This is a genomic window from Streptomyces sp. LBL (assembly GCF_029893585.1).
In the GTDB taxonomy this organism is placed as follows: Bacteria; Actinomycetota; Actinomycetes; order Streptomycetales; family Streptomycetaceae; genus Streptomyces.
In genome coordinates, this window is sequence record NZ_JARXYX010000005.1 from 284,903 (window position 1) to 307,069 (window position 22,167).

The 22,167-nt window shown below is 70.5% G+C and carries 20 protein-coding genes and 1 pseudogene; 8 read left to right on the forward strand and 13 right to left on the reverse strand.

Annotated features, from left to right (window positions below):
* Positions 1 to 124: 124 nt before the first annotated feature.
* Together M2271_RS08390 and hemL are read right to left on the reverse strand one after the other, a co-directional pair.
* The gene (locus tag M2271_RS08390; RefSeq protein WP_280886463.1) at positions 125 to 817 is read right to left on the reverse strand and encodes a histidine phosphatase family protein; all 693 of its coding nucleotides are present in this window, start codon (positions 815 to 817) and stop codon (positions 125 to 127) included.
* Positions 814 to 2,133, reverse strand: a complete 1,320-nt coding sequence (gene hemL, locus M2271_RS08395; protein ID WP_280886464.1) for a glutamate-1-semialdehyde 2,1-aminomutase — start codon at positions 2,131 to 2,133, stop codon at positions 814 to 816. The genes M2271_RS08390 and hemL overlap by 4 nt, the downstream gene beginning before the upstream one ends.
* A gap of 496 nt (positions 2,134 to 2,629) precedes the next feature.
* Here hemL and M2271_RS08400 point away from each other — a divergent pair, with 496 nt between their 5' ends.
* Entirely contained in the window at positions 2,630 to 3,277 is a 648-nt protein-coding gene (locus tag M2271_RS08400; protein WP_280886465.1) for a hypothetical protein, read from the forward strand.
* Positions 3,278 to 3,473: 196 nt separating this feature from the next.
* Here M2271_RS08400 and M2271_RS08405 read toward each other — a convergent pair whose 3' ends face one another.
* The 4 genes and pseudogenes from M2271_RS08405 to M2271_RS08420 all read right to left on the reverse strand — a co-directional run.
* Positions 3,474 to 4,508, reverse strand: coding sequence for a helix-turn-helix domain-containing protein (locus M2271_RS08405; RefSeq protein ID WP_280886466.1), 1,035 nt, complete (start codon positions 4,506 to 4,508; stop codon positions 3,474 to 3,476).
* Between the two features lie 88 nt (positions 4,509 to 4,596).
* A complete protein-coding gene (locus M2271_RS08410; RefSeq protein ID WP_280886467.1) occupies positions 4,597 to 5,238 on the reverse strand; it encodes a Rid family hydrolase in 642 nt (213 codons plus the stop codon).
* Positions 5,235 to 6,836, reverse strand: coding sequence for a flavin monoamine oxidase family protein (locus M2271_RS08415; RefSeq protein ID WP_280886468.1), 1,602 nt, complete (start codon positions 6,834 to 6,836; stop codon positions 5,235 to 5,237). Before M2271_RS08415 ends, M2271_RS08410 begins: the two co-directional genes overlap by 4 nt.
* Before the next feature lie 193 nt (positions 6,837 to 7,029).
* Positions 7,030 to 7,721: pseudogene (locus M2271_RS08420) on the reverse strand (MFS transporter); the annotation flags it as partial.
* 295 nt (positions 7,722 to 8,016) lie between these two features.
* Here M2271_RS08420 and M2271_RS08425 point away from each other — a divergent pair.
* The 7 genes from M2271_RS08425 (at position 8,017) to M2271_RS08455 (ending at position 13,668) form a co-directional block, all read left to right on the forward strand.
* Entirely contained in the window at positions 8,017 to 8,901 is an 885-nt protein-coding gene (locus tag M2271_RS08425; protein WP_280886469.1) for a diiron oxygenase, read from the forward strand.
* A 199-nt stretch (positions 8,902 to 9,100) separates the two neighbouring features.
* Positions 9,101 to 9,205, forward strand: coding sequence for an acetyltransferase (locus M2271_RS08430; protein WP_280886470.1), 105 nt, complete (start codon positions 9,101 to 9,103; stop codon positions 9,203 to 9,205).
* A gap of 231 nt (positions 9,206 to 9,436) precedes the next feature.
* Positions 9,437 to 9,940: an RNA polymerase sigma factor gene (locus tag M2271_RS08435; RefSeq protein ID WP_280886515.1), complete on the forward strand. Its 504-nt coding sequence runs from the start codon at positions 9,437 to 9,439 to the stop codon at positions 9,938 to 9,940.
* Positions 9,937 to 10,803, forward strand: a complete 867-nt coding sequence (locus tag M2271_RS08440) for a zf-HC2 domain-containing protein (protein WP_280886471.1) — start codon at positions 9,937 to 9,939, stop codon at positions 10,801 to 10,803. Before M2271_RS08435 ends, M2271_RS08440 begins: the two co-directional genes overlap by 4 nt.
* 92 nt (positions 10,804 to 10,895) lie before the next feature.
* On the forward strand, positions 10,896 to 11,705 hold the full coding sequence (locus M2271_RS08445; RefSeq protein WP_280886516.1) for an ABC transporter ATP-binding protein: 810 nt from the start codon (positions 10,896 to 10,898) through the stop codon (positions 11,703 to 11,705).
* Positions 11,702 to 13,096, forward strand: a complete 1,395-nt coding sequence (locus tag M2271_RS08450) for a hypothetical protein (RefSeq protein WP_280886472.1) — start codon at positions 11,702 to 11,704, stop codon at positions 13,094 to 13,096. Before M2271_RS08445 ends, M2271_RS08450 begins: the two co-directional genes overlap by 4 nt.
* Positions 13,093 to 13,668, forward strand: a complete 576-nt coding sequence (locus tag M2271_RS08455) for a hypothetical protein (protein WP_280886473.1) — start codon at positions 13,093 to 13,095, stop codon at positions 13,666 to 13,668. The genes M2271_RS08450 and M2271_RS08455 overlap by 4 nt, the downstream gene beginning before the upstream one ends.
* Positions 13,669 to 13,744: 76 nt before the next feature.
* Here the strand turns inward: M2271_RS08455 and M2271_RS08460 are convergent, their stop codons facing one another.
* From M2271_RS08460 to M2271_RS08490, 7 genes are all read right to left on the reverse strand, one after another.
* Positions 13,745 to 14,542, reverse strand: coding sequence for a PaaX family transcriptional regulator C-terminal domain-containing protein (locus M2271_RS08460; protein WP_280886517.1), 798 nt, complete (start codon positions 14,540 to 14,542; stop codon positions 13,745 to 13,747).
* Between the two features lie 229 nt (positions 14,543 to 14,771).
* A complete protein-coding gene (locus tag M2271_RS08465; RefSeq protein WP_280886474.1) occupies positions 14,772 to 16,178 on the reverse strand; it encodes an alpha/beta fold hydrolase in 1,407 nt (468 codons plus the stop codon).
* Positions 16,175 to 17,590: an MFS transporter gene (locus tag M2271_RS08470; RefSeq protein WP_280886475.1), complete on the reverse strand. Its 1,416-nt coding sequence runs from the start codon at positions 17,588 to 17,590 to the stop codon at positions 16,175 to 16,177. The genes M2271_RS08465 and M2271_RS08470 overlap by 4 nt, the downstream gene beginning before the upstream one ends.
* A 350-nt stretch (positions 17,591 to 17,940) precedes the next feature.
* Positions 17,941 to 19,368 (reverse strand): HAMP domain-containing sensor histidine kinase, encoded by a 1,428-nt coding sequence (locus M2271_RS08475; RefSeq protein WP_280886476.1) that lies wholly within the window; start codon positions 19,366 to 19,368, stop codon positions 17,941 to 17,943.
* Positions 19,369 to 20,094 (reverse strand): response regulator transcription factor, encoded by a 726-nt coding sequence (locus M2271_RS08480; RefSeq protein ID WP_280886518.1) that lies wholly within the window; start codon positions 20,092 to 20,094, stop codon positions 19,369 to 19,371.
* A 170-nt stretch (positions 20,095 to 20,264) separates the two neighbouring features.
* Entirely contained in the window at positions 20,265 to 20,942 is a 678-nt protein-coding gene (locus M2271_RS08485) for an FMN reductase (RefSeq protein ID WP_280886477.1), read from the reverse strand.
* Positions 20,939 to 22,030, reverse strand: coding sequence for an LLM class flavin-dependent oxidoreductase (locus M2271_RS08490; RefSeq protein WP_280886478.1), 1,092 nt, complete (start codon positions 22,028 to 22,030; stop codon positions 20,939 to 20,941). The genes M2271_RS08485 and M2271_RS08490 overlap by 4 nt, the downstream gene beginning before the upstream one ends.
* Positions 22,031 to 22,167: the final 137 nt, after the last annotated feature.

Genomic DNA, 22,167 nt, shown 5'->3' on the forward strand with positions numbered 1-22,167 from the left:
GGTTACGCCTTGGGGCCTCGCTTCGACGAGAGACCTCCGCTCGACGAGAGACCTCGCGTCGAGCCCCGAAGGGGGTTTCTCTACGCGCCGAAGAGGGTTTTCCTTCGCCCCGAAGGAGGTCTCCTTACGCCCCGAAAGCCTTGCCCTGCCCCTGCCCCTTCACCGGCCTGGCTCCGGCGAGGAGATGCGCGGGGACGAGATCGCGGGCCGGCTCGCTGTAGCCGACGGAGACGATCTTGTCGCCCTGATACGTGAAGGAGGTCAGGGAGGCGAGCGTGCACTGCCGCTTGCGCGGGTCGTGCCACAGCCGCCGCTTCTCGACGTAGGACCGCACGATCCAGATCGGCAGCTGGTGACTGACGAGCACGGCCTCGTGCCCGCGCGCCTGGTCCTTCGCCAGGTTCAGCGCGCCCATCATGCGCACGACCTGGTCGACGTACGGCTCACCCCAGGACGGCTTGAAGGGGTTGACCAGGTGCTTCCAGTTCTCCGGCCGCCGCAGCGCCCCGTCGCCGACACCGAAGGCCTTGCCCTGGAAGACGTTCTCGGCCTCGATGAGCCGCTCGTCGGTGGCGATGTCCAGCCCGTGTGCCTTGGCGATCGGCGTGGCCGTCTCCTGCGCCCGCTCCAGCGGGGAGGCGCCGACGTGACTGATGTCGCGGGCGGCGAGGTGCTCGGCGACCCGGTCGGCCATCTGCCGGCCCAGCTCCGAGAGGTGGTAGCCCGCGAGACGGCCGTAGAGGACACCGTCGGGGTTGGCGACCTCGCCGTGCCGCATGAGGTGGACGACGGTGATGTCGCTGGTGCTGTTGCTCATGCTGCGGTGGCCTCCGCTGCCGCTCGGGCCGCCGCCGGAAGGGCGTCGGCGATCCGCTGGATGGCCCGCTCGTCGTGGGCCGTGGACACGAACCAGGACTCGAAGGACGACGGCGGCAGATAGACGCCGTTCGCCAGCAGCGAGTGGAAGAACGCGGTGTAACGGTACGACTCCTGCGCCTTGGCGTCCTCGTAGGTGCGCACCGGCCGGTCCGTGAAGAAGACGCTGAACATGTTGGAGGCGTTCTGCACCGTGTGCGCGACCCCCTCCTTGGCGAGCGCGTCCGAGACCAGCGCCTGCACCTGCGCCGACACGGCGTCGACCGTCTCGTACGCCGCGTCGTCGAGGAGCCGCAGCTGGGCGAGGCCGGCGGCGGTGGCGACCGGGTTCCCGGAGAGGGTGCCGGCCTGGTAGACGGGCCCGGCGGGCGCGAGGTGCTCCATCACATCGGTGCGCCCGCCGAAGGCGGCGGCCGGGAAGCCACCGCCCATGACCTTGCCGAAGGTCATCAGGTCGGGCCGGACGCCGTCGATGCCGTACCAACCGGCCCTGCTGGTCCGGAAGCCGGTCATGACCTCGTCGGAGACGTACAGGGCGCCGTTCGCGGCGCACGCGTCCTTCAGCCCCTGGTTGAAGCCGGGCAGCGGCGGTACGACGCCCATGTTGCCCGGGGATGCCTCGGTGATCACGCAGGCGATCTCACCGGGGTGGGCCCGGAAGGCGGCGTGCACGGAGTCGAGGTCGTTGTACGGCAGGACGATCGTGTCGCCGGCCTGGGCGCCGGTGACGCCGGGGGTGTCGGGCAGCGCGAAGGTCGCGACTCCCGATCCGGCGGCGGCGAGCAGCGAGTCCACGTGACCGTGGTAACACCCGGCGAACTTGATCACCTTGCTGCGGCGCGTGAACCCGCGGGCGAGCCGGATGGCCGACATGGTGGCCTCGGTGCCGCTGGACACCAGCCGCACCTGCTCCAGGGGCTCGATCCGGGCGACCATCTCCTCGGCGAGCGCGACCTCGCCCTCACCGGGCGTACCGAAGGAGGTCCCGCGCGCGACGGCGTCCTGCACGGCGGCGATCACGTCCGGGTGCGCATGCCCGAGGATCATGGGCCCCCAGGAACAGACGAGGTCGACGTACTCACGCCCGTCGGCGTCCGTCAGATACGGGCCGGTGCCGGACACCATGAACCGGGGCGTTCCGCCCACCGCGCGGAAGGCACGCACCGGGGAGTTCACACCACCCGGTGTGACGGCGGCCGCGCGGTCGAACAGGGCCTGCGAGACAGGCACCTCGTATGCATAGGGATATTCGCTCATGACCTGCGACTTCTCCGACCTTCCCCGACTACTCGGACTCCGGTTGCCAGTGACCACCTCAGGGTAGGCCAGTGGACGACGGGGACGGCGAGGCCACTGTCGCCCCGCGCCCGACCTGCCTCCCGGACCGCTCCCTGCCTGCTTCCGGCCCTGCTCCGGGCCTGCTTCCGGCCCTGCACCGAGCCCGTCCCTGACCCGGCAGACAGTCACGGACGCCCCCCTGCCCGGTGTGATCTGCGAAACTGAATGCTGATACACACAGCTCACCCGGCCCTGGCGTACGTATAGGTGTACGGATGGCGTGCGGATGAGTGTGCGGATGGGTTACGGATTGGTGTACGGATAGGCCTACGGAGGCCTGTTCAGAGGCTGCGAAGGCCTGCGGACAGGTGTTTCAACGCACGTTTCGGCGGGCGGCCGTGGGGGAGGTCACTGACACGATGATCGGGTTGCGCGGCGGGGGTTGCGCGTCCTGGAACAGCACTCGGGTGGAGATATGCATCGCGGTGGCGGACTGGGCGAGGGGACTGACGACCTGGGTCCTCGGCGTGCCCATCGGGGAAGGCACCGACGCGAGGCGGAGGAATCGAACGAACCACGTCACGGACACGTTGTACCGGGCGGGCCGGGTGGACCGAGTGAGGAACTGGAGCGGGCCGACCGACGGGTCGACCGGCTGAGGCCGGGGAGCAGGAATGGTGGTCGGGTGGGGGTGACGTACAAGTACTTCGGCGCACCGGACGGTGCGACCGCAGCCCGCGTCCCGATCTCGATGCGCCCCGAGGAACTCGGCGGCGACGAGCTCGGGATGAACGGCATGTTCACCAAGATCAAGCCGGAGACGATGGCGGCGATGGTCCTCACCGGCATCGAGGGCGTCCCGCTGAACAAGGTCCCGCCCCTGGAACTGGTCGTCCTGCACCCCGACTACGCGGTGGTCAGACTCCCCATGACGGTCGTCGACCCCCTGCGCGGCATCGGCGAGGAGGCGGTCGGCGCGGCGGCCTTCATATGGTCGACGGTCCCGGACCGGGGCGGCCCCCGGGACGCGTTCAACGTGTACCAACTGCTGCACGAGTGGCAGGACTTCTCGCATCGGCTGCATGAGGCGGGGCATCAGCCGTATTGCCTGGTGTGGCCGTGACCTGGTGTTTCTTGCGAATCGGGCGGGGTCTTCGGGCCTCGCCCTTTTTGGTGCCGGAGAGCGGCCGTCAGGCGGCCAGGGCACATTGAGCGACTCTGTCGGGGATCTTGGTTTTCCTTGATCACTGCCCTTGGCGCCACCAGCGGGGGCTGGGCAGTTCGTGGGCGTCGAGGTACTGCTGGAACGCCGTCGGTGATCAGTGCCGACGGGAAGCCACGGACGTTGTCCGCGCGGTCGAACCGGCCCAGCGCGGACTCGCATGCGGCGAGAGCAACCAGGCGGACACCACGCAGGTCGACTTCCAGGAAGTCGTAGGCGAAGACCCGGCCGTCGTCGTCACGGTCCGGGGTGAGGTAGAGGCAGTGCATCCACGGCGCGTCCTGGTCCAGCGTCCCGTGTACGGCGATGTGGACCACGTCCGCCATGGCCAGTTCGGCGAGCAGCCTGTCACGCGTGGCCGCAGGCCCGGTGACGGCGTCCGTGCCAACCGCGTCGGCAACCTTCCGCGCGCTGCATCCCGCCAAGCGGCCTCCGCCCCGCAGGCGTCGGCGACCTCGGCGACCAGCCTCCAGTAGACGTACAGGAGCTCGACCAGACCGCGGTGGTCGTGGAACTCGTCCCGGAACAGCAGTTCCACCATCGCCTCGGCGGGCAGCGCTTGGTCCGTGTGTTCCGCCAAGGCTTGTCGCGTCTGCTCCAGTTCGCGCGCCTGTTGCTTCGCCTGGGACAGCGAAAGGATCCGGTCGCCCGCGGCGATCGCCGTCTCCCGCCAGCCCAGCGGCTCTTCCAGGCGGAGGTCATGCACAAAGTACGCGCCGTCTGGGCTGAAGACGGACAGCACGCCTCCTTCATCCAGCGGGACACACCACCTGTGATCGACAGGGTGGCCGAAGGGCAGTTCGTTCAGCGAGAGGAGCCCTGGGAGGCCCCACCAGCTGTTCGCGCGCGTCGTGAACACGACGGCTGCCACCTGATCAACGCTGATGGTGGGCGGCCGGCCCGGCCGGGGCTCGTCCACCAGCCCGTCCAGCCGCTCGGCGAGAAACCGCCGCCGCCACTTGCGGACCGTGTCCGCGGCCACCCACAACTCGCGGGCGACCGCGACAATCGGCGGCACCTCAGGCCCCGCACACGCCAGCACGATCCGCGCGCGCAGGGCCAGCGCCTGGGCCGACGACGCCCGCCGCGTCCACCACTCCAACACCGCCCGCTCGTCATCGGACAGCAGCAACGGTTCCAGCCTCGGGCCCCGACGAGGAACTGACACACCAGCAGCAGAAGTCACGCAACTACTAACGATCAACTACTGGCGCAGGACGCTAGCGCTTCTTGTACGTCGCGGTCACCTCGACCTCGACGAGCCACCCCCGCACGGCCAGCGAGGCGAGCTCCATCGTCGCCCGCGCCGGGCGGGCCTTGTTCGCCAGCAGCGGCGGCTTGGGGGCCGAGGTTCCCATGGGCACCGCGACGACCTGCTGCGACTTCAGGTCGACGTTGGCGAAGTACTGCCGGTACGCGCGGTTCCAGCCCGCGTAGTCGGCGGTCTCGGCGCCCGGCGGTTTCGCCAGGTAGGCCTTCATCGTGATGACGTCGGCCGGTGTGACGCCCGCGGCCTCCAGGTTGGTCCTGATGTTGCGCAGTACGACGAGCGACTGCGCCTCGGTGATCGTGACCCCCTCCGCCCCCTCGGTGAGAGAGGGGTCGGTGTAGCGCTCGGGCGTGCCCTCCGGCGCACTCGGGTTGAGCGCGGACGGGCCGAGGCCGCTGCTCTGGTAGACGGCCACCTCCCCGCCCAGCGCCACGCCGTTCGCGATGGCCGGGTTGGACTGCCCCTCGGGCAGCATCACGCGTACTGTCTTCGGGCCGGGCCACCAGCCCCCGGCGTCGGCCAGCGCGGTGCCGCCGGTGAGGAGCGTTCCGGCCAGGGTCGTGGCGGTGAGGATCTTCGTACGTCGCTTCATGCGGCCATCACCCTCTCGTGGATGTCAGTGACGACCTTGCGGGCCGAGGAGAACGCGCCGTGCTGCCAGGCGATGACATGGCTGAGCCAGTCGCCGGCGAAGTAGACATGGCCTGCGGGCTTGTTGAGCAGCTTGTACTCCGGGCCGGTCTGCGAGGGCCAGGACACCCAGCCGGCCTCGATATGAGGCGTGCGGTGCCAGGCGACACTGAAGGACTGGTCGAGCTCCGTGCGGTACTTGTCCCCGTGGATCTTCACGCCCTGGCTCACCGCCCGCTCCACCCGCTTGGCGTGGGGCAGGGCGCTGTAGGTGAGGGCGTTGGCGCCGGTGTTGTAGTAGCCGATGAGGGTGCCACGGCGGCCCTGGTAGCCGTAGGAGGGATACCAGAGGGCCGCCAGGTCCATGTCGGTCGCCGTGATGCCGCCGTAGATGTGCTCGTCCGTCTCCCACCAGCGACTGCGGTACTCGAGCCCCACCTTGCCGACCGGGGTCGCGGCGGGGTACTTCAGCGCGGCGGTGACGTCCGCGCCGAGGTTGTGCTTGATCCGGGCCATGACCATGGGCGGAACCGCCGCCACGACGAAGTCGGCGCGCCGGCTGCGGGTTCGGCCCTGTGCGTCCTGGTAGACGACCTCGGCGCCGTCAGGGAGATCCTTGACCTCCATCGCCTTGGCGCCGTAGGTGATCCGGTTCTCTCCGACGGCCTTCGCCAGCGCGTACGGGATCGCGTCCATTCCGCCCACCGGCTGGAACATCAGCATGGCCTGGTCGTAGCCGAACTCGAAGGAGAAGCGCTGCCCGACGCCGCTCCCGATGACGTCCGACAGGGACGGCACCGGGGAGAGCACCGTGCCCTCCTCGAAGGCCGCCCCCGGCTCGACCGAGTACCCGCGCCGGTCGGAGCCCGTGTAGCCGAAGCCGTCGGCTTTGCCCTTGATGGCACCGAAGTTCTGCAGGAACGCGATCAGCCGTTCCTTGTCGTCGGCGGTGAGTTCTCTGTCCAGGGCGCCCTGGTCGGTGGCCTTGGCGAGCAGCTCGGAGACATATCCGTAGGTGTCGGCCTTCGCGGTGCGCCAGCGGATCGCCTTGCCCGCCTGGGCGGCGCTCTTCTCGTGGTAGATGTACGCGTTGGCGTTCTGGTTGGTGAACACCTCAAGGGGAACGCCCAGTTCACGGCAGTACTCAAGGGTGACGTGGGACTGCGGCAGCCGGGCCGGGCCCGCGTTCATGTACTGGCCCTTGGAGAAGGAGGCCGTCTGGGTGCTCCCGTCCAGGTCGGTGAGCGTGGTGCCGCCGCGGACCGTCCAGTTGCGGCCGCCGGGGCGGTCCTTCGCCTCCAGGATCCGGCAGTCGTAGCCCGCCTTGCCCAGCTCGTACGCCGTCGCCAGGCCGGCTATGCCGCCGCCGAGTATCAGGACCTTCTTGCCGCTCTGTCCGGTGAGCGAGAAGTCGCTGGTTCGGGGCGGCCGGTACTCCTCCGCCCGTGCGTCGGGGACCGGTGCCACACCGAGCGCGCCCATGGCCGAATACAGCATGCCTGCGCCGCCCGCGACGCCGACAGATCTCAAGAAGTTGCGGCGGGATGCCTCGTGCCTCATCAATGTCTCCTCACACGTGGGGACGCCTCGTCCGGCCGAACCCGGCCAGGTGGGGGTGGGTTTTACCGGTGATCCGGAAGGCGTTCCGCGAGCCTCCAACAGGTGTGTTACAGCGCCATGCCAATGACGTCTCCATGACATGAGCGAGGGGAGATTTTGAGCCAGCCGGAGGGGGATGGGCTGGCCCGGGCCCTCAGTCCTCCGGGTTCTTGAGCACCGGGAAGCGGCGCGGTGCCACCAACAGCAGGACCAGGAAGGCGAGTCCGGCCGCGCAGGCCGCGCCGAAGTGGACGGAGTGGACGGTCTCCGCGACCGCCCGGCGTACGGGTTCGCCGGGGGCGCCCGAGTCCAGGGCCCGGGTCACCGAGTCCAGGTCGCCGCGCCGCCGAGCCGAACGGCCAGCACCCCGTTGGCGATCGCGCCGAAGAGTGCGGCGCCGATCGTCTGGCCGCTCTGGCGGCAGAAGAGTACGGACGCGGTGTCAGTGCCGCGCTCCGCCCAGCCGACGGTCGACTGGACGCCGACGATCAGGGGGAGTTGGAAGAGGCCGAGCGCGGCGCCGAGCAGGAGCATCAGGAGGGTCGGCTGCCAGGCCTCGCCCGGGTAGGGGAGGAAGGGGAAGGCGAACAGGATGAAGGTGGCCGCGCCGAAGCCGAGCATCGCCGTGTTGCGGAAGCCGATGCGACGGTGGACGTGCTGGCTGGGTGCGGCGGACACCGGCCAGCTCAACGTCCATACGGAGAGTACGAATCCGGCGGTGACGGGGGCGAGGCCGAGGACCGACTGCGCGTACGTCGGGAGGAAGACCGTCGGGGCGACCATCAGGAGGCCCAGCGCGCCGAGTGCCAGGTTCACGGCGGCGATGGTGCGGCGCCGCCAGACCCAAGCCGGCGCACAGGAAGGGCTCGTAGCGTCATACACATCCCCCGGTACGACCTGCTCGACGGCGAAGCCAGACTTCAGGTACTCAGTCGTTCAACTCCAGCGGCTCGGAGTACTGGTGTGTCCGGTGATTGCGTGAGCACCGGGCCAGGTGATGACCACGAAGCAGTATGCGGTGGACGATAATATGGAAAGCATGTAATTGGTGGAGGATTAATGCCCCTCTCGTAGTGCATGAGTTGGGCAGCCGGTGGGTACTCCATTGGGAAATGGCGGTGAGTTGCGGCGGGGAGGGTGTATGGAAACTCCTGATCGCGAAAAGGTAGCAACTCGATTGCTCGCGGCTTCGGTCAAGCACTCGTTCGATCCCGATACGGAGATCGACTGGGGTGCACAGTTGCTGGAGGGAGCATGGTTCCTGCCACCGGAACTGTGTTCGCTGTACGACACGCCGTTGTGGGGCCGGATGCCACGCGAGCAGCAGATCGACCTGAGTCGGCACGAGGCAGCCTGCACGGCCTCCATGGGAATCTGGTTCGAGCTCGTCGGCATGCAGGCTTTGTTGCGGCATTGCACAGCCCTCGATCCCACCACTGAACACGTCCGGTACGCCCTCACCGAAATCGAGGAGGAATGCCGCCACTCGAAAATGTTCGCCAGGGAGGTGCTCCGGCTCGACACACCCACCTATCGGCCGGGGCGAGTAGATCATATTCTCGGGCACTTCCTTCCCGCACTGCCCTCTTCCTCTATCTTTACCGCGCTGCTGATAGCCGAAGAGGTGATGGACTGGATCCAGCGCCAGACGGTCCGTGACGAGCGAGTGCAGCCGCTGGTGCGTGATGTCATGCGCATCCACGTGGTCGAGGAATCCAGGCACATCCGGTATGAACGCGAAGAGATGCGTCTCAGGATGCAGAGCGCATCCCGACGGGAAATGGAATTCACTCGATATGTGAGCGCCGTTGTTGCGGGTGTCGTCGCCCGTTCGATGATCCGCCCCCAGGTGTACGCCTCGGTCGGGCTCGATCCGGCCGAGGCCGTCGCCGCCGTGCGGGCCAGTGCACATAGACGGGAGGTGCTGGTCCAGGCGGCAGGCAGGCTGACTACCTTCCTCGGGGACATCGGCCTGTTGTCAGGTCCGTGCCGCAGGCTGTGGCGTACCTCGGGCTTCCTACGTTGATCGGCCCCCTGACGAGGCGGGCGCGGCGCTGTGCACCGCTGTCGATCTCGGCGAGCAGCGCCGACCTGCGCATCTGTGATCCGGGCCAGGGCAGCGTCCCCGCGGTGGCGGTCCTCGCGGGCTCTCGGGCCACGAAGCACCGCTGAATGAACGTGCGGAGGACGTCACCGTCCTTCTGGTCGAAGCGGCCCACTCTGAGGTGCAGGCCCTGTATGGGCCGTGGGGATACGCCAAGGTCGGCGAACAGCAACCCTTCGCTGACTCGCCGTTGTTCGCGGTCATGGTCAAGGACCTCCAGCACTGAGGCTCTCGTCCAGGAGCGACGAGGCGGCTGTCGAATCCGGCACGAACAAGGCGCTGCCCTTTTCGCCCTGAAGGCGATGCCTGATCAAGTGGAGCCCCCGGTTTCCCACATGTGGCGGGGATCACGTCGTGGGGAAATCCTGCGGCCCGGCTCGGGCGTCTAGCGGGTGTGAGATCAGTCAGGGCAGCGGCGCCGCTGCACGAGTTGGACGAGGAGCGTCTCGTCCGGCTGGTGGCAAAAGGCGACCGTGCCGCGTTCGAGGAGTTGTATCGGCGTACGTCGCCGTGGCTGGCGGTGCGGCTGCGCCGCCGGTGTGTGGACGAGCAGATCGTCGCGGAGGTCATGCAGGAGACCTACATGGCGGTGTGGCGCGCGGCGGGGGCGTTCGCCGGAGCCGCGGTCGGAGGGACGGCCACGGGTTGGCTGTGGACGATTGCGGCGCGCCGCCTGGTCGACGCGTTCCGGCGCAGGGCTCACCACGCGGAGCCGCCGACGGCTGCCGCTCTGCCCGACGCGGCGCCCGCCGCCGAGGAGGAGGCGCTCTCGGCAACCGTCGGCGGTGACGTCGGGGACGCGCTGCGGTGCCTGGCGCCGGAGCTGAGACAGGTACTGCAGGCCATGGTGCTCGACGGGTTGTCCGTCCGGGAGACCTCGGTCCTGCTCGGGCTGCCCGAGGGCACGGTGAAGACCCGTGCCCGCCGGGCCCGGATCGCGATGCGGAGGGCGCTGGCGTGAGTGTGGGACACGCGTCGATGCGGATCATCAAGGGCTACGCGCGCGGCGGCACGGACCTCGCCGCCGACGAGGTGTGGGCCGTGGAGGCCCATCTGGAGACGTGCCGGGTGTGCCGTGACCGGCTGGCTGCCGCTGTCGGTGCCGAGGTGGCCGCCGTGGCGTCGCTGGTCGACACCGTGTGGTCCGGCCTCGAACCCCGGTTGGCGGTCACCGCCACGATGCCGCGCGGACGACTCTGGTCGGCGCCGCTGTCGAGGTGGCTGACGAGGTGGCTGACGCCCACGATGGTGCCGTGGCTGGCCATGGTCGTGGGCGTGACGCTGTTGACCCTGCTGCTTGACCTGGCTGGCACCGGCATCGGCATCGGTTCCGGCTCCGGTTCCGGTTCCGGTTCCGGCGAGGTGTCGCTGGTGCTGCTGTTCGCGCCGGTCCTGCCCGTGCTCGGCGTCGCGGCGTCCTGGTCGCGCGGTCTTGATCCGGCGTACGAACTGACGGCCTCGGTGCCCAGGGCCGGGCTCCATCTGGTGCTGCGGCGCACCGCGTCCGTGCTCGGCGTGGTCGTCCCCGGGCTGCTGGTGGGCGGATGGGTGACCGGGGTGATGGTGGCTCAGTGGCTGCTGCCCTGCCTGGCCTTCACGGCGACGACGCTGGCGCTCGGCGGTGTCGTCGGTGTGACCCGCGCCGCCGTCGTACTGGCCGCCGTATGGGCCGCCGTGGTCGTGGCGCCGACCCTGGCCACCAGCCGTACGACCTTCGCCCTGCAGCCGGCCGGGCTACCCGCGTGGGGGCTGGTCCTCGCACTCGGCATCGGTGTCGTGATCGCCCGCAGAGGCGCGTACTCCGTGCTGGGAGCCCATCGATGATCGTCGGAAAGTACACCGGAAAGTACACCGGAGAGAACGCCGGAGAGAACACCAGAAAGAACGTCGGCAAGAACATCCGAAGGGAACACCACATGACGTCCGCGGTGAGCGCGGCCGACATCGCGCCGACGGCCTACGCCTGGGAGATCCAGGCCACCGGGCTGAAGGTGAGGGTCGGAAGGAAACGGATGGCCGTCGACGGCCTTGACCTGTCGCTGGGCACCGGCGTCCACGGTCTCCTCGGCCCCAACGGGGCGGGCAAGACCACCCTCATCCGGGCTCTGGCCACCGTGCTGCGCCCCACCGAGGGCAGCCTGGAGATGCTCGGCGAGTCCGTGGGCGGCAAGGGCGAGCACCGTGCGCTGCGCCGTCGGATCGGTTACCTGCCGCAGGAGTTCGGCTACTACAAGCGGTTCACGGTGCGCGAGTTCGTCGAGTACATGGCGTGGCTGAAGGAGGTGCCCAAGGCGGACATCCCCGCGGCGGTGCAGCGCGCGGTGGAGCGCGTGGGGCTGGCGGACCGGGCCGACGAGAAGATGAAGGCGCTGTCGGGCGGCATGGTCCGGCGGGTCGGCATCGCCCAGGCCATCGTCAACGACCCGTCGGTCCTCCTGCTGGACGAACCGACGGTCGGCCTCGACCCGGCGCAGCGGCTGCGCTTCCGCGAGTTGCTGCAGGAACTGGGCACGGACACCTGCGTGGTCGTCTCGACCCACCTGGTGGAGGACGTGGCCGCCGCCTGCACCGACGTGGTGCTCTTCGCCGAGGGACGGCTGGTCTTCAAGGGTCCTCCGGACGAGCTGGCCTCGGCGGGCGGCCCGGAGCACGTGGGTGACAGCCCGCTGGAGCGCGGCTACTCGGCCCTGCTGCTCAACCCCGAGCAGGGAAGGGGCACTTGGTGAACGGCAGAGTCCTGCGTATCGAGTTGAGGCGTTCGGTCGCCCCGTGGGCCGGCGTCGTGGTCCTGGTACCCGCGCTGGCGTTCCTGTACCTGCTGAACGGCGCCTGGTGGAGTGGCACCACGGCGTGGACGGCCCAGTGGACACCGCTGGCCCTGTGGACCCGCTCCCTGCTGTTCTACCTGTGGCCGCTCGCCGTGGGGCTCGGGGCGCTGCAGGGACTGCGCGATCACCGCTCGAAGATGTCCGAGCTGCTGACGAGCACGTCGCGGCCCGCCCGACACCGCGCGGCCATCCTGGCGGGCGCGACGGCGATCACGCTGGCCTCGGCCTTCGCGTTCCTCGTCCTCGTGGGTGGGGTCCAGGTGCTCGCCCACACCGAGTACACGCACCTCGGGTGGCTGCCGATCTCGTTGGTGGGGGCACTTTCCCTCGTCGCGGGGGCCGTGCTGGGCATGGGGGCCGCGAGGGCCCTGCCGTCCCCTCTCACCCCGCCCGCGCTGGCCATGGGCGCCTTCGTGTTCACAGCCCTCATGTACATGTCGCTGGGACGGACGCAGACGGACACGGCGGACGGGTTCACGAGCACGGAACCGAACCGGGTCTCGCTGCTGTCACCGACGGTGGAAGACGCACGCGAGGCGTTCGTCACGCTCTCCGCCTCCGTGCACGTCGGGCAGACGATCTGGCTGCTCGGCATGGCCGCGACCGGCTTCGCGCTGCTCGTCGCCGCGACCCCGCGCGCCCGACTGACCGCCCTGGCGCCCGTCCTGGCGGGTGCGGCGATCGCCCTGCTCGTCCTCCCCGCCGACGCGCGCCGGATGTACGTCGTCGATGAGGCCGCCGCAGAGCTGGTGTGCAACGGCCCGGTGTGCGTGACGAAGACGCAGCAGGTACAACTCGCGGACCTGGCGGGTCCCGGCAAGGAGGCGCTGCGGCTGCTGCACGGTGCCCTGGGCGATCAGGCGCCGGCCTCGATCCGGGAGAACACCGCAGTACTGCCGGAGGGCTCCACGCCTCAATGGTCCCGCAAGACCGTGCTCCTCGACTTCGACGACGACATCGTCGCCGCCGCGAAGGGCGAGGAGCTCACCCGAGCCCTGATCGCCAAAGGCATGGTGCCAGGGTGCACCCCCGTCGGCTGGAGCGGCTTCGGGGGAGATGAATACGCGCAGACCGTCGCGGTGGGCTGGGTCCTCGGGGACCTCAAGCCGCTCCGCGGCACACCGGCAAGTATGCGCCGCAAGGTCGAAGCCGAGACCCGCCCGGTGTGGAAGAAACTCAAGGCGCTTCCCCGGTCCGAGCAGCTCTCGCGGATCAACGCGATGCGCGCCGCCGCGCTCTCCTGCAAGGGCAGCCCGTTCGATGTGATATCCGGCGGTGCGTCCCGGTGAGATGGCTGACGTTGTACGCACGTTCGCGTCAGGTACCCGCGTCGCTCGCCGCGATGCTGATCGGCGCGGTGGCGGTGTGGGCACTCGCCCGGGACGGGAGCTCGGGGCCCGGTGATCCGAAGCTGCCCGCGCTCATCCTCACAACGGGGGCGATGGCGGTCTCGGTCGGGCTCGGCGGGCAGGACCTCGCACTGGACCGGACGGCCGCGATCCGCTGGATACCTCGCAGGGCGGCGCATGTGCTGCTCGCCGGCGCGGCCGTCGCCGGGGTGCTGCTGACAGTGCAGACCATGGGCGTGTCCATGGCCACCACCGCGTTCGTCGTCCGGGACAGCGCGGGCCTGATGGGGCTGGTCGCCCTGGGCGCGGCGATCTCGGGCGGCCAGTACGCATGGACGCTGCCGTTCGCCTGGCTCTCGTTCGTGTTCTTCGCCCCGCCCCCGACGAATACGCCGATGCAGGCGGTGATGTGGATGCTGCTGCCACCCGGCACGGCAGCGGGCACCTGGACGGCCCTGGTCCTCACGGTCACCGGCACCACGGCCTACGCCGTCGCGGGACCGAGACGGTAACCGGACGGGGCCACGAGACCGGGCCACGGGACGTCCTGTTCGTCTGCGTCCACAACGTAGTCCCCTGAGAGGTCTCCTACGCGAGTCCCTGGCGCCGTGGGGTCGTCTCCAGGAGTTCGTGGGCCATTCGGTGCGCGGGTTCCGCGGTCTGCGCGGCGACGCGGTGGAAGGTCTCCTGGGCGGGGCGGGCCGGCCACTCGGGGGGCAGGTGGCGGGCCGGGAGTCTGGGGTCCGTGCGGATGGTCCAGAGCCACTCGCTGACCAGCCGCAGCAGGGTGCCGATCGGATCCTCGCCGGAACCGGCGTCCAGCCGGGCGGTCCAGCGCTTGTCGAAGGAGACGTACCGGGCGGCGATGCTCTCCAGGTCCCAGGTGTCGCGGATCATGAGCCCGATGTCGGTGGCCTCGTCGGCCTGGGCGTGGAAGATCTTGACGCGGTCGGCGAGGCCGAGCTCCGCGACCAGGCCGGCGACGTCGACCCTCCCCGGAGCGACCCACAGCCCGCTGTACAGCGCGCCGAATCCGGACCAGGCGAGCCGTGAGCGCAGGTCGTGGCGCTGGCGTTGCCAGGACTCGGGAAGCGAGAAGCCGAGCAGGGTCCAGGCGCCGTCCCAGTCGTCGTTGACGGCGCCTTTCTGCCAGATCCGGATCCGGCCGTCCTCCAGGACACGCGTCGCCTGCGGGGTGAGCCCGAAGTACATCCGGCGCCCCTCCCGCTGACGCCGCAGCAGGCCCCGGTTGACCATGCGGGTCAGCGTGGAGCGTACGGCCTGTTCCCCGACGCCGACGCGCCCGAGTACGTCGATGATGCTGCCGGAGTAGACACACACGTCGCCCTCGTCCAGGACGTGGTTGCCGAAGAAGGCGAGCATCAGCGACTGGGGGCGCGACTGCGGACTGTCTGAAGAGTCGGTGCCGGAAGGGTCGGTGCCCGACTCACCACTGTCCGCAGCGCCGCTGCCCGGACCGCCGCCGGTGTCGCTGGTGTCGCTGGTGTCGCTGTGCAAGGGATCCAAGGTGTCCAAGGTGTCCAGGAAGTCGTCGTCCGCCACGGTGGCAAGCGTACGACCGCCCGCCGACAGCGCGGCGGACGGTCGTACGGAGTCACCGCCGGTCGGCGGGGTGGGCAAGGTCGTACGGCCGCAGGTACGGCGAGGGGTGGTAGGTGACGTAGCGGGCGGGGGTCGTGGGGTCGGCCGCGGTGGCCTTGGCGTCGAGGGCCTTCGGGTCGGTGGCCTGCCAGCCGCCGGTGGTGATGCGGTCCTCCAGGGTGTGCAGGGCGGCGAGCTGTTCGGCGGGGCTGAAGGTGCAGTGGCCGGCGTTGTCGACGTATGCCTGCCGGAGGAGAGGGGCCTCTCCGGCGGCGGCGACGGCGCGGCGCAGGGCGCTCTCGGTCTGGACGGGGACGAGGGCGTCGCCGGTGGTGTGGATGTCGAACTGCGGTGTGGCGAGCCGGCCGGTGAAAGAACTGGTGCGGCTCATCCACGTGACGGCGGACGGGTCGGCGCTGATGCGCGGGGCGCGGTCGAGGGTGGCGAGGTCGGCGCGCAGGGAGAGCCCGGCCTTCTTGTACAGCTCGGTGACCTCCTTGCGGACGGAGGAGCGGCCGAGCAGCGCCGCGTAGTCGACGCCGGTGTTCCATGACATGTTGCCGCCCGCGCGGACCTCGGCCTCCTGCCGCCGGTTGAAGGCGGCGATCTTCAGCAGGCCCTTGACGGCGTCGTACTGGTTGGCCTGCTGTCCGTCCCAGTCGGTCGCGGCGGGGCGGGTCTGCGTCGGCTGGTTCCAGACCGGGATGTTGTGCAGGGCCGCGGCCAGGGCGATGCGGGCCCGTCCGTCGGCCGTCGACTGTGCCGAGTCGACCACGGTGGTCAGGGCGTTCGCCGCATCGGTGGCGGCCGTCTGGTCCGGCAGTCCGGTCAGGGGGACGTCGGAGCCGGGTGCGAGGAGCGTCTTGAGGGCGAAGACGGGGTCGAGGGTGTTGTTCCAGTTGGCCACGCCTCCGTGGACCAGGCCGCACAGGGAGAGGGAGCCGTCGATCCGGTCCGGGTGCCGCTCGGCGATCGCGGTGGTGACGAGGCCGCCGTACGACCTGCCCCAGGCGAGGGTGCGGCGGGCGGTGCCGAAGCGGTCGGTGAAGGCGGAGAGGGTGGCGAGCTGGTCGGGTACCGCGTCGGTCACCGCCCAGCCCGTGGTGGCGTACGAGGAGCCGACGAGCGCGTAGCCCTCCTTGAGCAACAGGGCCTTCGTGGCGTCGTCCGGGGCGTCCTGCGCGGGGTTGGGGCGGCCGGTGTCGTTGTATCCGTGGCTGAAGAGCAGGACGGTGCCGTTCCAGGCCGCGGGCACGTCCATCAGGTACGTCGCGCCGGAGGGGAGCCGGCCCTCGACGTGGCTCGTGGTGGCGGGGGCCGCCACGGCCGCGGTGGGCAGGGCGGTGACGGCGAGCAGGAGGGCCGCCGCGCAGGCGGTGCGGCGTGCGGTACGACGAGCGGTGGGGGTGCGGGTCGTCATGCGGAGATCTCCTCCGTGGGGGAATGGGGGCCCGTGTGGGGGTCCGTGTGGGGGTCCGTGTGGGGGGTGGTGGGGCCTTCGGCGGTGCCGGTGAGAGAGGTCCGGCTGGTCTCCCGGAGGAACCCGACGGTCAGCGCGGTGACGAGGGAGCCTCCGCACAGCAGCAGGGCGACGGGCGTACCGCTGCCGCCGTTCCCGGCGACCAGGCTGCCGGCGATCAGCGGGGAGAAGCCGGCGCCGATGAGGGTGGCGCTCTGGTAGCCGAGGGAGGCGCCGGTGTAGCGGACCTTGGTGCCGAACATCTCGGTGAGCAGGGCGCCCAGCGGGCCGTACATCGTGGACTGGGCGATGCCGTGGCCGAGGACGACGGCGAGGATCAGCAGTCCCGGCGACTTCGAGTCGACCAGCGCCATGACGGGGAAGGCGAGCGCGGCCGAGGCGAGCGCTCCGGCGAGGACGACCGGGCGGCGGCCGATCCGGTCGGAGAGCGCGGACGCGCAGGGCAGGACGACGAGGGCGACGGAGGCGGACACCGTGAGCGCGGTGAGCACCTGCGGGCGGGCGTATCCGATGCCGGTGGCGTACGCGATCAGGTAACCGGTCAGCAGGGACTGGGCGGTGAAGGCGCCGATGCCGACACAGCAGGCCAGCACCAGGGGGCGCGGGCGGCGCAGCACGTCGAGGACCGGCAGCCGCGACTCGGCGCGGTCCTTCTTCACCTCGGCGAACAGCGGGCTCTCGACGACCTTGAGGCGGACGAAGAGTCCGACGCCGAGCAGCACCGCGGTCAGCAGGAACGGCACCCGCCAGCCCCAGGCCGCGAACTCGTCCTTGGGCAGGGCGACGACGAGGGTGACGACGGAGGTGGACAGCAGGGAGCCGAGCGGGGCTCCCAGCTGCGTGAGGCTGGACCACAGCCCGCGCCGCCGTTCTCCCGCGTGCTCGACGACCATCAGGGTGGCGCCGCCCCACTCACCGCCGATGGCGACGCCCTGCACGACGCGCAGGGTGATCAGCAGGACCGGCGCCCAGACGCCGATGGTGTCGTACGTCGGCAGCAGCCCGACGAGGAAACTGGCGCCGCCCATCAGGCCCATGGTGAGCAGCAGCATCGACTTCCGGCCGAGGCGGTCGCCGAAGTGCCCGAAGAGGATGCCGCCGACGGGGCGGGCGACATAACCGGCGGCGAAGGTCCCGAACGCGGCGATCGTGCCGACGGCGGGATCGGCCCCGGGAAAGAACAGCTCGCCGAAGACGAGGGCGGCGACCGTTCCGTAGACGAGGAAGTCGTAGAACTCCACAGCGGTCCCGAGCAGCCCGGACAGGGCGACTCGGCGCAGTTGGCGGGTGCGCTCGGGGGTGCGCTCGGGGGTGCGTCCAGCGGTGTTTTCGGGGGTGGGGGACGGGGGCATCGCGGTCTCCCTTGACCGGGGGAAGGACACCGCGAAGTTAGGCGCTCCAGTGATCTCCGTCAATAAAGTGCACAACATTGGCTGGGCGAGTCCCCCTCAGGACACGCCCCCTCCTCCTCGGACCCGACCTCAGGACAGCCCTCAACCCCCAGCGCCGAACCTCCAGCCCTCAGCCCTAGCGCCCAGCCCCAGCCCTCAGCCCCAGCGCCCAGCCCCAGCCCCGGGCCCCACCACGAGGCCCACCCGGAACCCCCACCACGAGGCCCCACCACGAGGCCCACCCGGAACCCCCACCACGAGGCCTCGCCTGCGGCCCGCCCGGAACCCCCTCCCGGAGGCGGCCCCGCCTGTCAGCCCCCTCCCGCCGCACCTCCGCCCACCGTGAACCCGATCACCGACCCGCCCCCCGCGCGCCGGAACGCGAACGGCGCTCCCCCGTGCGCGAGTGCCACCTCCCGCACGATGGACAGGCCGAGGCCGGAACCGGGCAGGGAGCGGGCGTCGGCGGCGCGGTAGAAGCGGTCGAAGACGCGGATGAGGTCGGTGTCGGCGACACCGGGGCCGCGGTCGAGGACCTCGACACGGACCGTGCCCGGCCGGGTGGGACCGGCGATGTCGATCTCGATGGGCGCGGCGCCGGCACGGTCGAACTTGGCGGCGTTCTCGACCAGGTTGGACAGCGCGCGGGTCAGCATGCCGGGGCGGCCGTCGGTCGTCGTGTCGCCGCTCGCGCGGACCACGATCTCCCGTCCGATACGTCGCCGGGCGTGCCCGGCGACGTCCTCGGCGATGTCCGCGAGGTCGACCCGCTGCGGCGGCTCGCTGTCGGACTGTCCGGCCGCGAGGTCGACCAACTCGTTGACCAGGTCGGTGAGTTCGCGCGCCTCCTGGCCGAGGTCCGCGACCAGCTCCTCCCGGGTGCCGGGGGGCAGTTCGTCGATCCTGCGGAGCAGCGAGATGTTCGTACGGAGGGAGGTCAGCGGGGTGCGCAGCTCGTGTCCCGCGTCCTGGACCAGCCGTCGCTGGTCCTCCTCGGACTGGGCGAGACGGCCGAGCATGCGGTCGAAGGCGCGGCCGAGACGGCCGACCTCGTCGTAGCCGGTGACGGGCACCTGGATACCGAGGCGGCGGGTGCGGGCGACGTCCTCGGCGGCCGAGGTGAGGATCACCAGGCGGCGGGTGATGCGCCGGGCCAGCCACCAGCCGAACAGGCCCGCCGCGACCACGACGGCGGCCATCAGGATCAGTGTCCGCCGCTGGAGGGCACGCAGCAGGTCCTCGGTGTCGCTGAACTCCTGCGCCACCTGCACCGCGCCCCGGCCGCCGCCGAGCGAGACGGTGGCGACGCGGTAGACGTCGCTGCCGACGCCGACGTCCTCGTGCGCGACGACCTGCCCGGCCACGGCGACGGCCGCGACCTCGCGGTCGGCGACGGTCACCGGAAGCCCCGGACGGCCGGGGTCGACGACCGCGCCGTCCGACGCCAGCACCTGCACATCGGTACGAGCCGGCCGTACGAGATCGTGCCCGGGCGCCGAGGAGGAGAAGTCCCCCGGCACCATCACGTGCTGCCGCACCTCACCGCGCAGATCCTGCACTACCTGGTCGAACACCGACTCCTGGTCCACCCGCACCAGCCGCGCGGCCGCGCTGTACGACAGCACACCGACGAGCACGGTGACGGCGGCGGTGACGGCCGCGAACGACACCGCGAAGGTGGTCCTGAGCGACAGAAGCCGGGGCCGCCGATGCGACAGCAGCAGCCCGAGACGGCCCACTCATTCCTCCCGCAGCACGTAACCCACCCCGCGGACCGTGTGGATCAGCGCGGGCGCGCCCGGCTCGTCGAGCTTGCGGCGCAGGTAACCCACGTAGACGGCGAGGTTCTTGGAGCCGGGACCGAAGTCGTAGCCCCAGATACGGTCGTAGATCCTGGAGTGGTCGAGGACGATCCCCGCGTTGCGGACCAGCAGCTCCAGGAGCTCGAACTCGGTGCGGGTCAGCTCCAGCTCGCGCGTGCCGCGCCAGGCGCGGCGGGCCTGTACGTCCATCCGCAGCCCGGCCGCCTCGATCTGCCCGTCGGGCGCGGGCGGCGGTTTCGGTACGCCGGTCGGGGCACCGGCCGGGACGCCGCCCGGGGCACCCTCCGGGCTGGTGCGGCGCAGCAGGGCACGCAGCCGGGCGAAGACCTCCTCGACGTCGAAGGGCTTGACCACGTAGTCGTCGGCGCCCGCGTCCAGGCCGGCGATCCGGTCCTGGGTCTCCACGAGCGCCGTCAGCATCAGGATCGGCGTACGGTCGCCCTCGGCGCGCAGCACCCGGCAGACCTGGAGCCCGTCGATCCCGGGCATCATCACGTCCAGGACGAGCACGTCCGGCGGCGTCCGGTGGGCCTGCGCGAGCGCCTCGACGCCGTCGGCGACCGCGGTGACCCGATAGCCCTCCAGAGTCAGGGCGCGCTCCAGGGCGTGACGGATGGCGCGGTCGTCTTCGGCGAGCAGCACAGTTCGGGGCACGGGTTCAGTGTGCCCCGGCCTGCGGTGGTGTGGCCGGGTGAGCGGTCGAGCGGTCCCCCTTCTTACTGGGATCTCACCGTCACGATCTCACCGTCACACGGCCCCTCGCCTGGGCCCCCGGTCCCTGGGGCCTCGCGCCCGGGGCCCTGGCCCCGTCCTCAGGAACCGGACGGGCCGGACAGCGCGGGACCCGACAACGCGGCGAGCTGCTGGGCGAACGGCACGACCTCGAAGCCGTCGGCCTTCCTCGCGGGCTCCCGAGCCGCCGACGACCCGTTCACCAGTCCGTTCGTCAGCCCGTTCGTCAGCCCGTTCGTCAGTCCGTTCATCAGCCCCGCCAGCTCCCCCGCCGCCCGCTCGATCCGCCCGTCCAGACCCTCCGCGCCCCAGTCCTCCGAGGCCGCGTAGACCCCGGTCGGGACGACCACGGCCCGGAGGTAGGCGAACAGCGGGCGCAGGGCGTGCTCCAGGACCAGCGAGTGCCGGGCCGTGCCGCCGGTCGCCGCGATCAGCACCGGCGTGCCCGCCAGCGCGTCCTTGTCGCTCACGCCGAGCACGTCGAAGAACGACTTGAACAGCCCGCTGTACGAGGCCGAGAACACCGGCGTGACCATGATCAGCCCGTCCGCCCCGCTCACCGCGTCGAACGCGGCGGACAGCTTCTTCCCCGGGAACCCGTTGGCGAAGTTGTGCGCGATCTCCACAGCGAGGTCCCGCAACTCGACGACCCGCACGTCGACCGGGGTCTGCCGGCCCACGGCGGCGGCCAGCCGGTCGGCCAGCAGCCGGGTGGACGACGGGACGCTCAGCCCCGCCGAGACGACGACGAGCTTCATTCTTCACTCACTCCGTTCGCGGCGTGCGCCAGCAGGGACTGGTGGGTGGGGGCCTCCGGCACGTCGGCCGGGCGACCGACGGCGAACTCCTTGCGCAGCACCGGCACGACCTCCTCGCCGAGCATGTCGAGCTGCTCCAGCACGGTCTTCAGCGGCAGCCCCGCGTGGTCCAGGAGGAACAGCTGGCGCTGGTAGTCCCCGGCGTACTCGCGGAAGCCCAGCGTCTTCTCGATCACCTGCTGCGGCGAGCCCACGGTCAGCGGGGTCTGGTCGGTGAACTCCTCCAGCGACGGCCCGTGCCCGTAGACCGGTGCCTCGTCGAAGTACGGCCGGAACTCACGCACCGCGTCCTGGGAGTTCTTCCGCATGAACACCTGCCCGCCCAGCCCGACGATGGCCTGCTCGGGCGTGCCGTGCCCGTAGTGGGCGTACCGGGACCGGTACAGCTCGACCATCTGCTTGGTGTGGTCGGCCGGCCAGAAGATGTTGTTGTGGAAGAAGCCGTCGCCGTAGAACGCGGCCTGCTCGGCGATCTCCGGGGAGCGGATGGAGCCGTGCCAGACGAACGGCGGTACGCCGTCCAGCGGCCGCGGCGTCGAGGTGAAGCCCTGCAGCGGCGTACGGAACTTCCCCTCCCAGTTCACGACGTCCTCACGCCACAGCCGGCGCAGCAGGGCGTAGTTCTCGATGGTGAGGTTGATGCCCTCGCGGATGTCCTTGCCGAACCAGGGGTAGACCGGGCCGGTGTTGCCGCGCCCCATCATCAGGTCGACGCGCCCGTCGGCCAGGTGCTGGAGCATGGCGTAGTCCTCGGCGATCTTCACCGGGTCGTTGGTGGTGATGAGAGTGGTCGAGGTGGAGAGGATCAGCTTCTCCGTCCGCGCCGCGATGTAGCCGAGCATCGTGGTCGGGGACGAGGGCACGAAGGGCGGGTTGTGGTGCTCGCCGGTCGCGAAGACGTCGAGCCCGACCTCCTCGGCCTTCAGCGCGATGGCGACCATGGCCTTGATGCGCTCACGCTCGGTCGGCGTACGGCCCGTGGTCGGGTCCGGCGTGACGTCGCCGACGCTGAAGATCCCGAACTGCATGGTCGTTCAACCTCCATCTTGTTGACCATTCAACTATACCGATGAACGACCACCCTCCCCGCCTTATTCCATCGACCGCGGCCGCCTCCTTCCGCCGCCCCCGCCTCCCTGAACCAACCCATGAACCACCCCTGGAC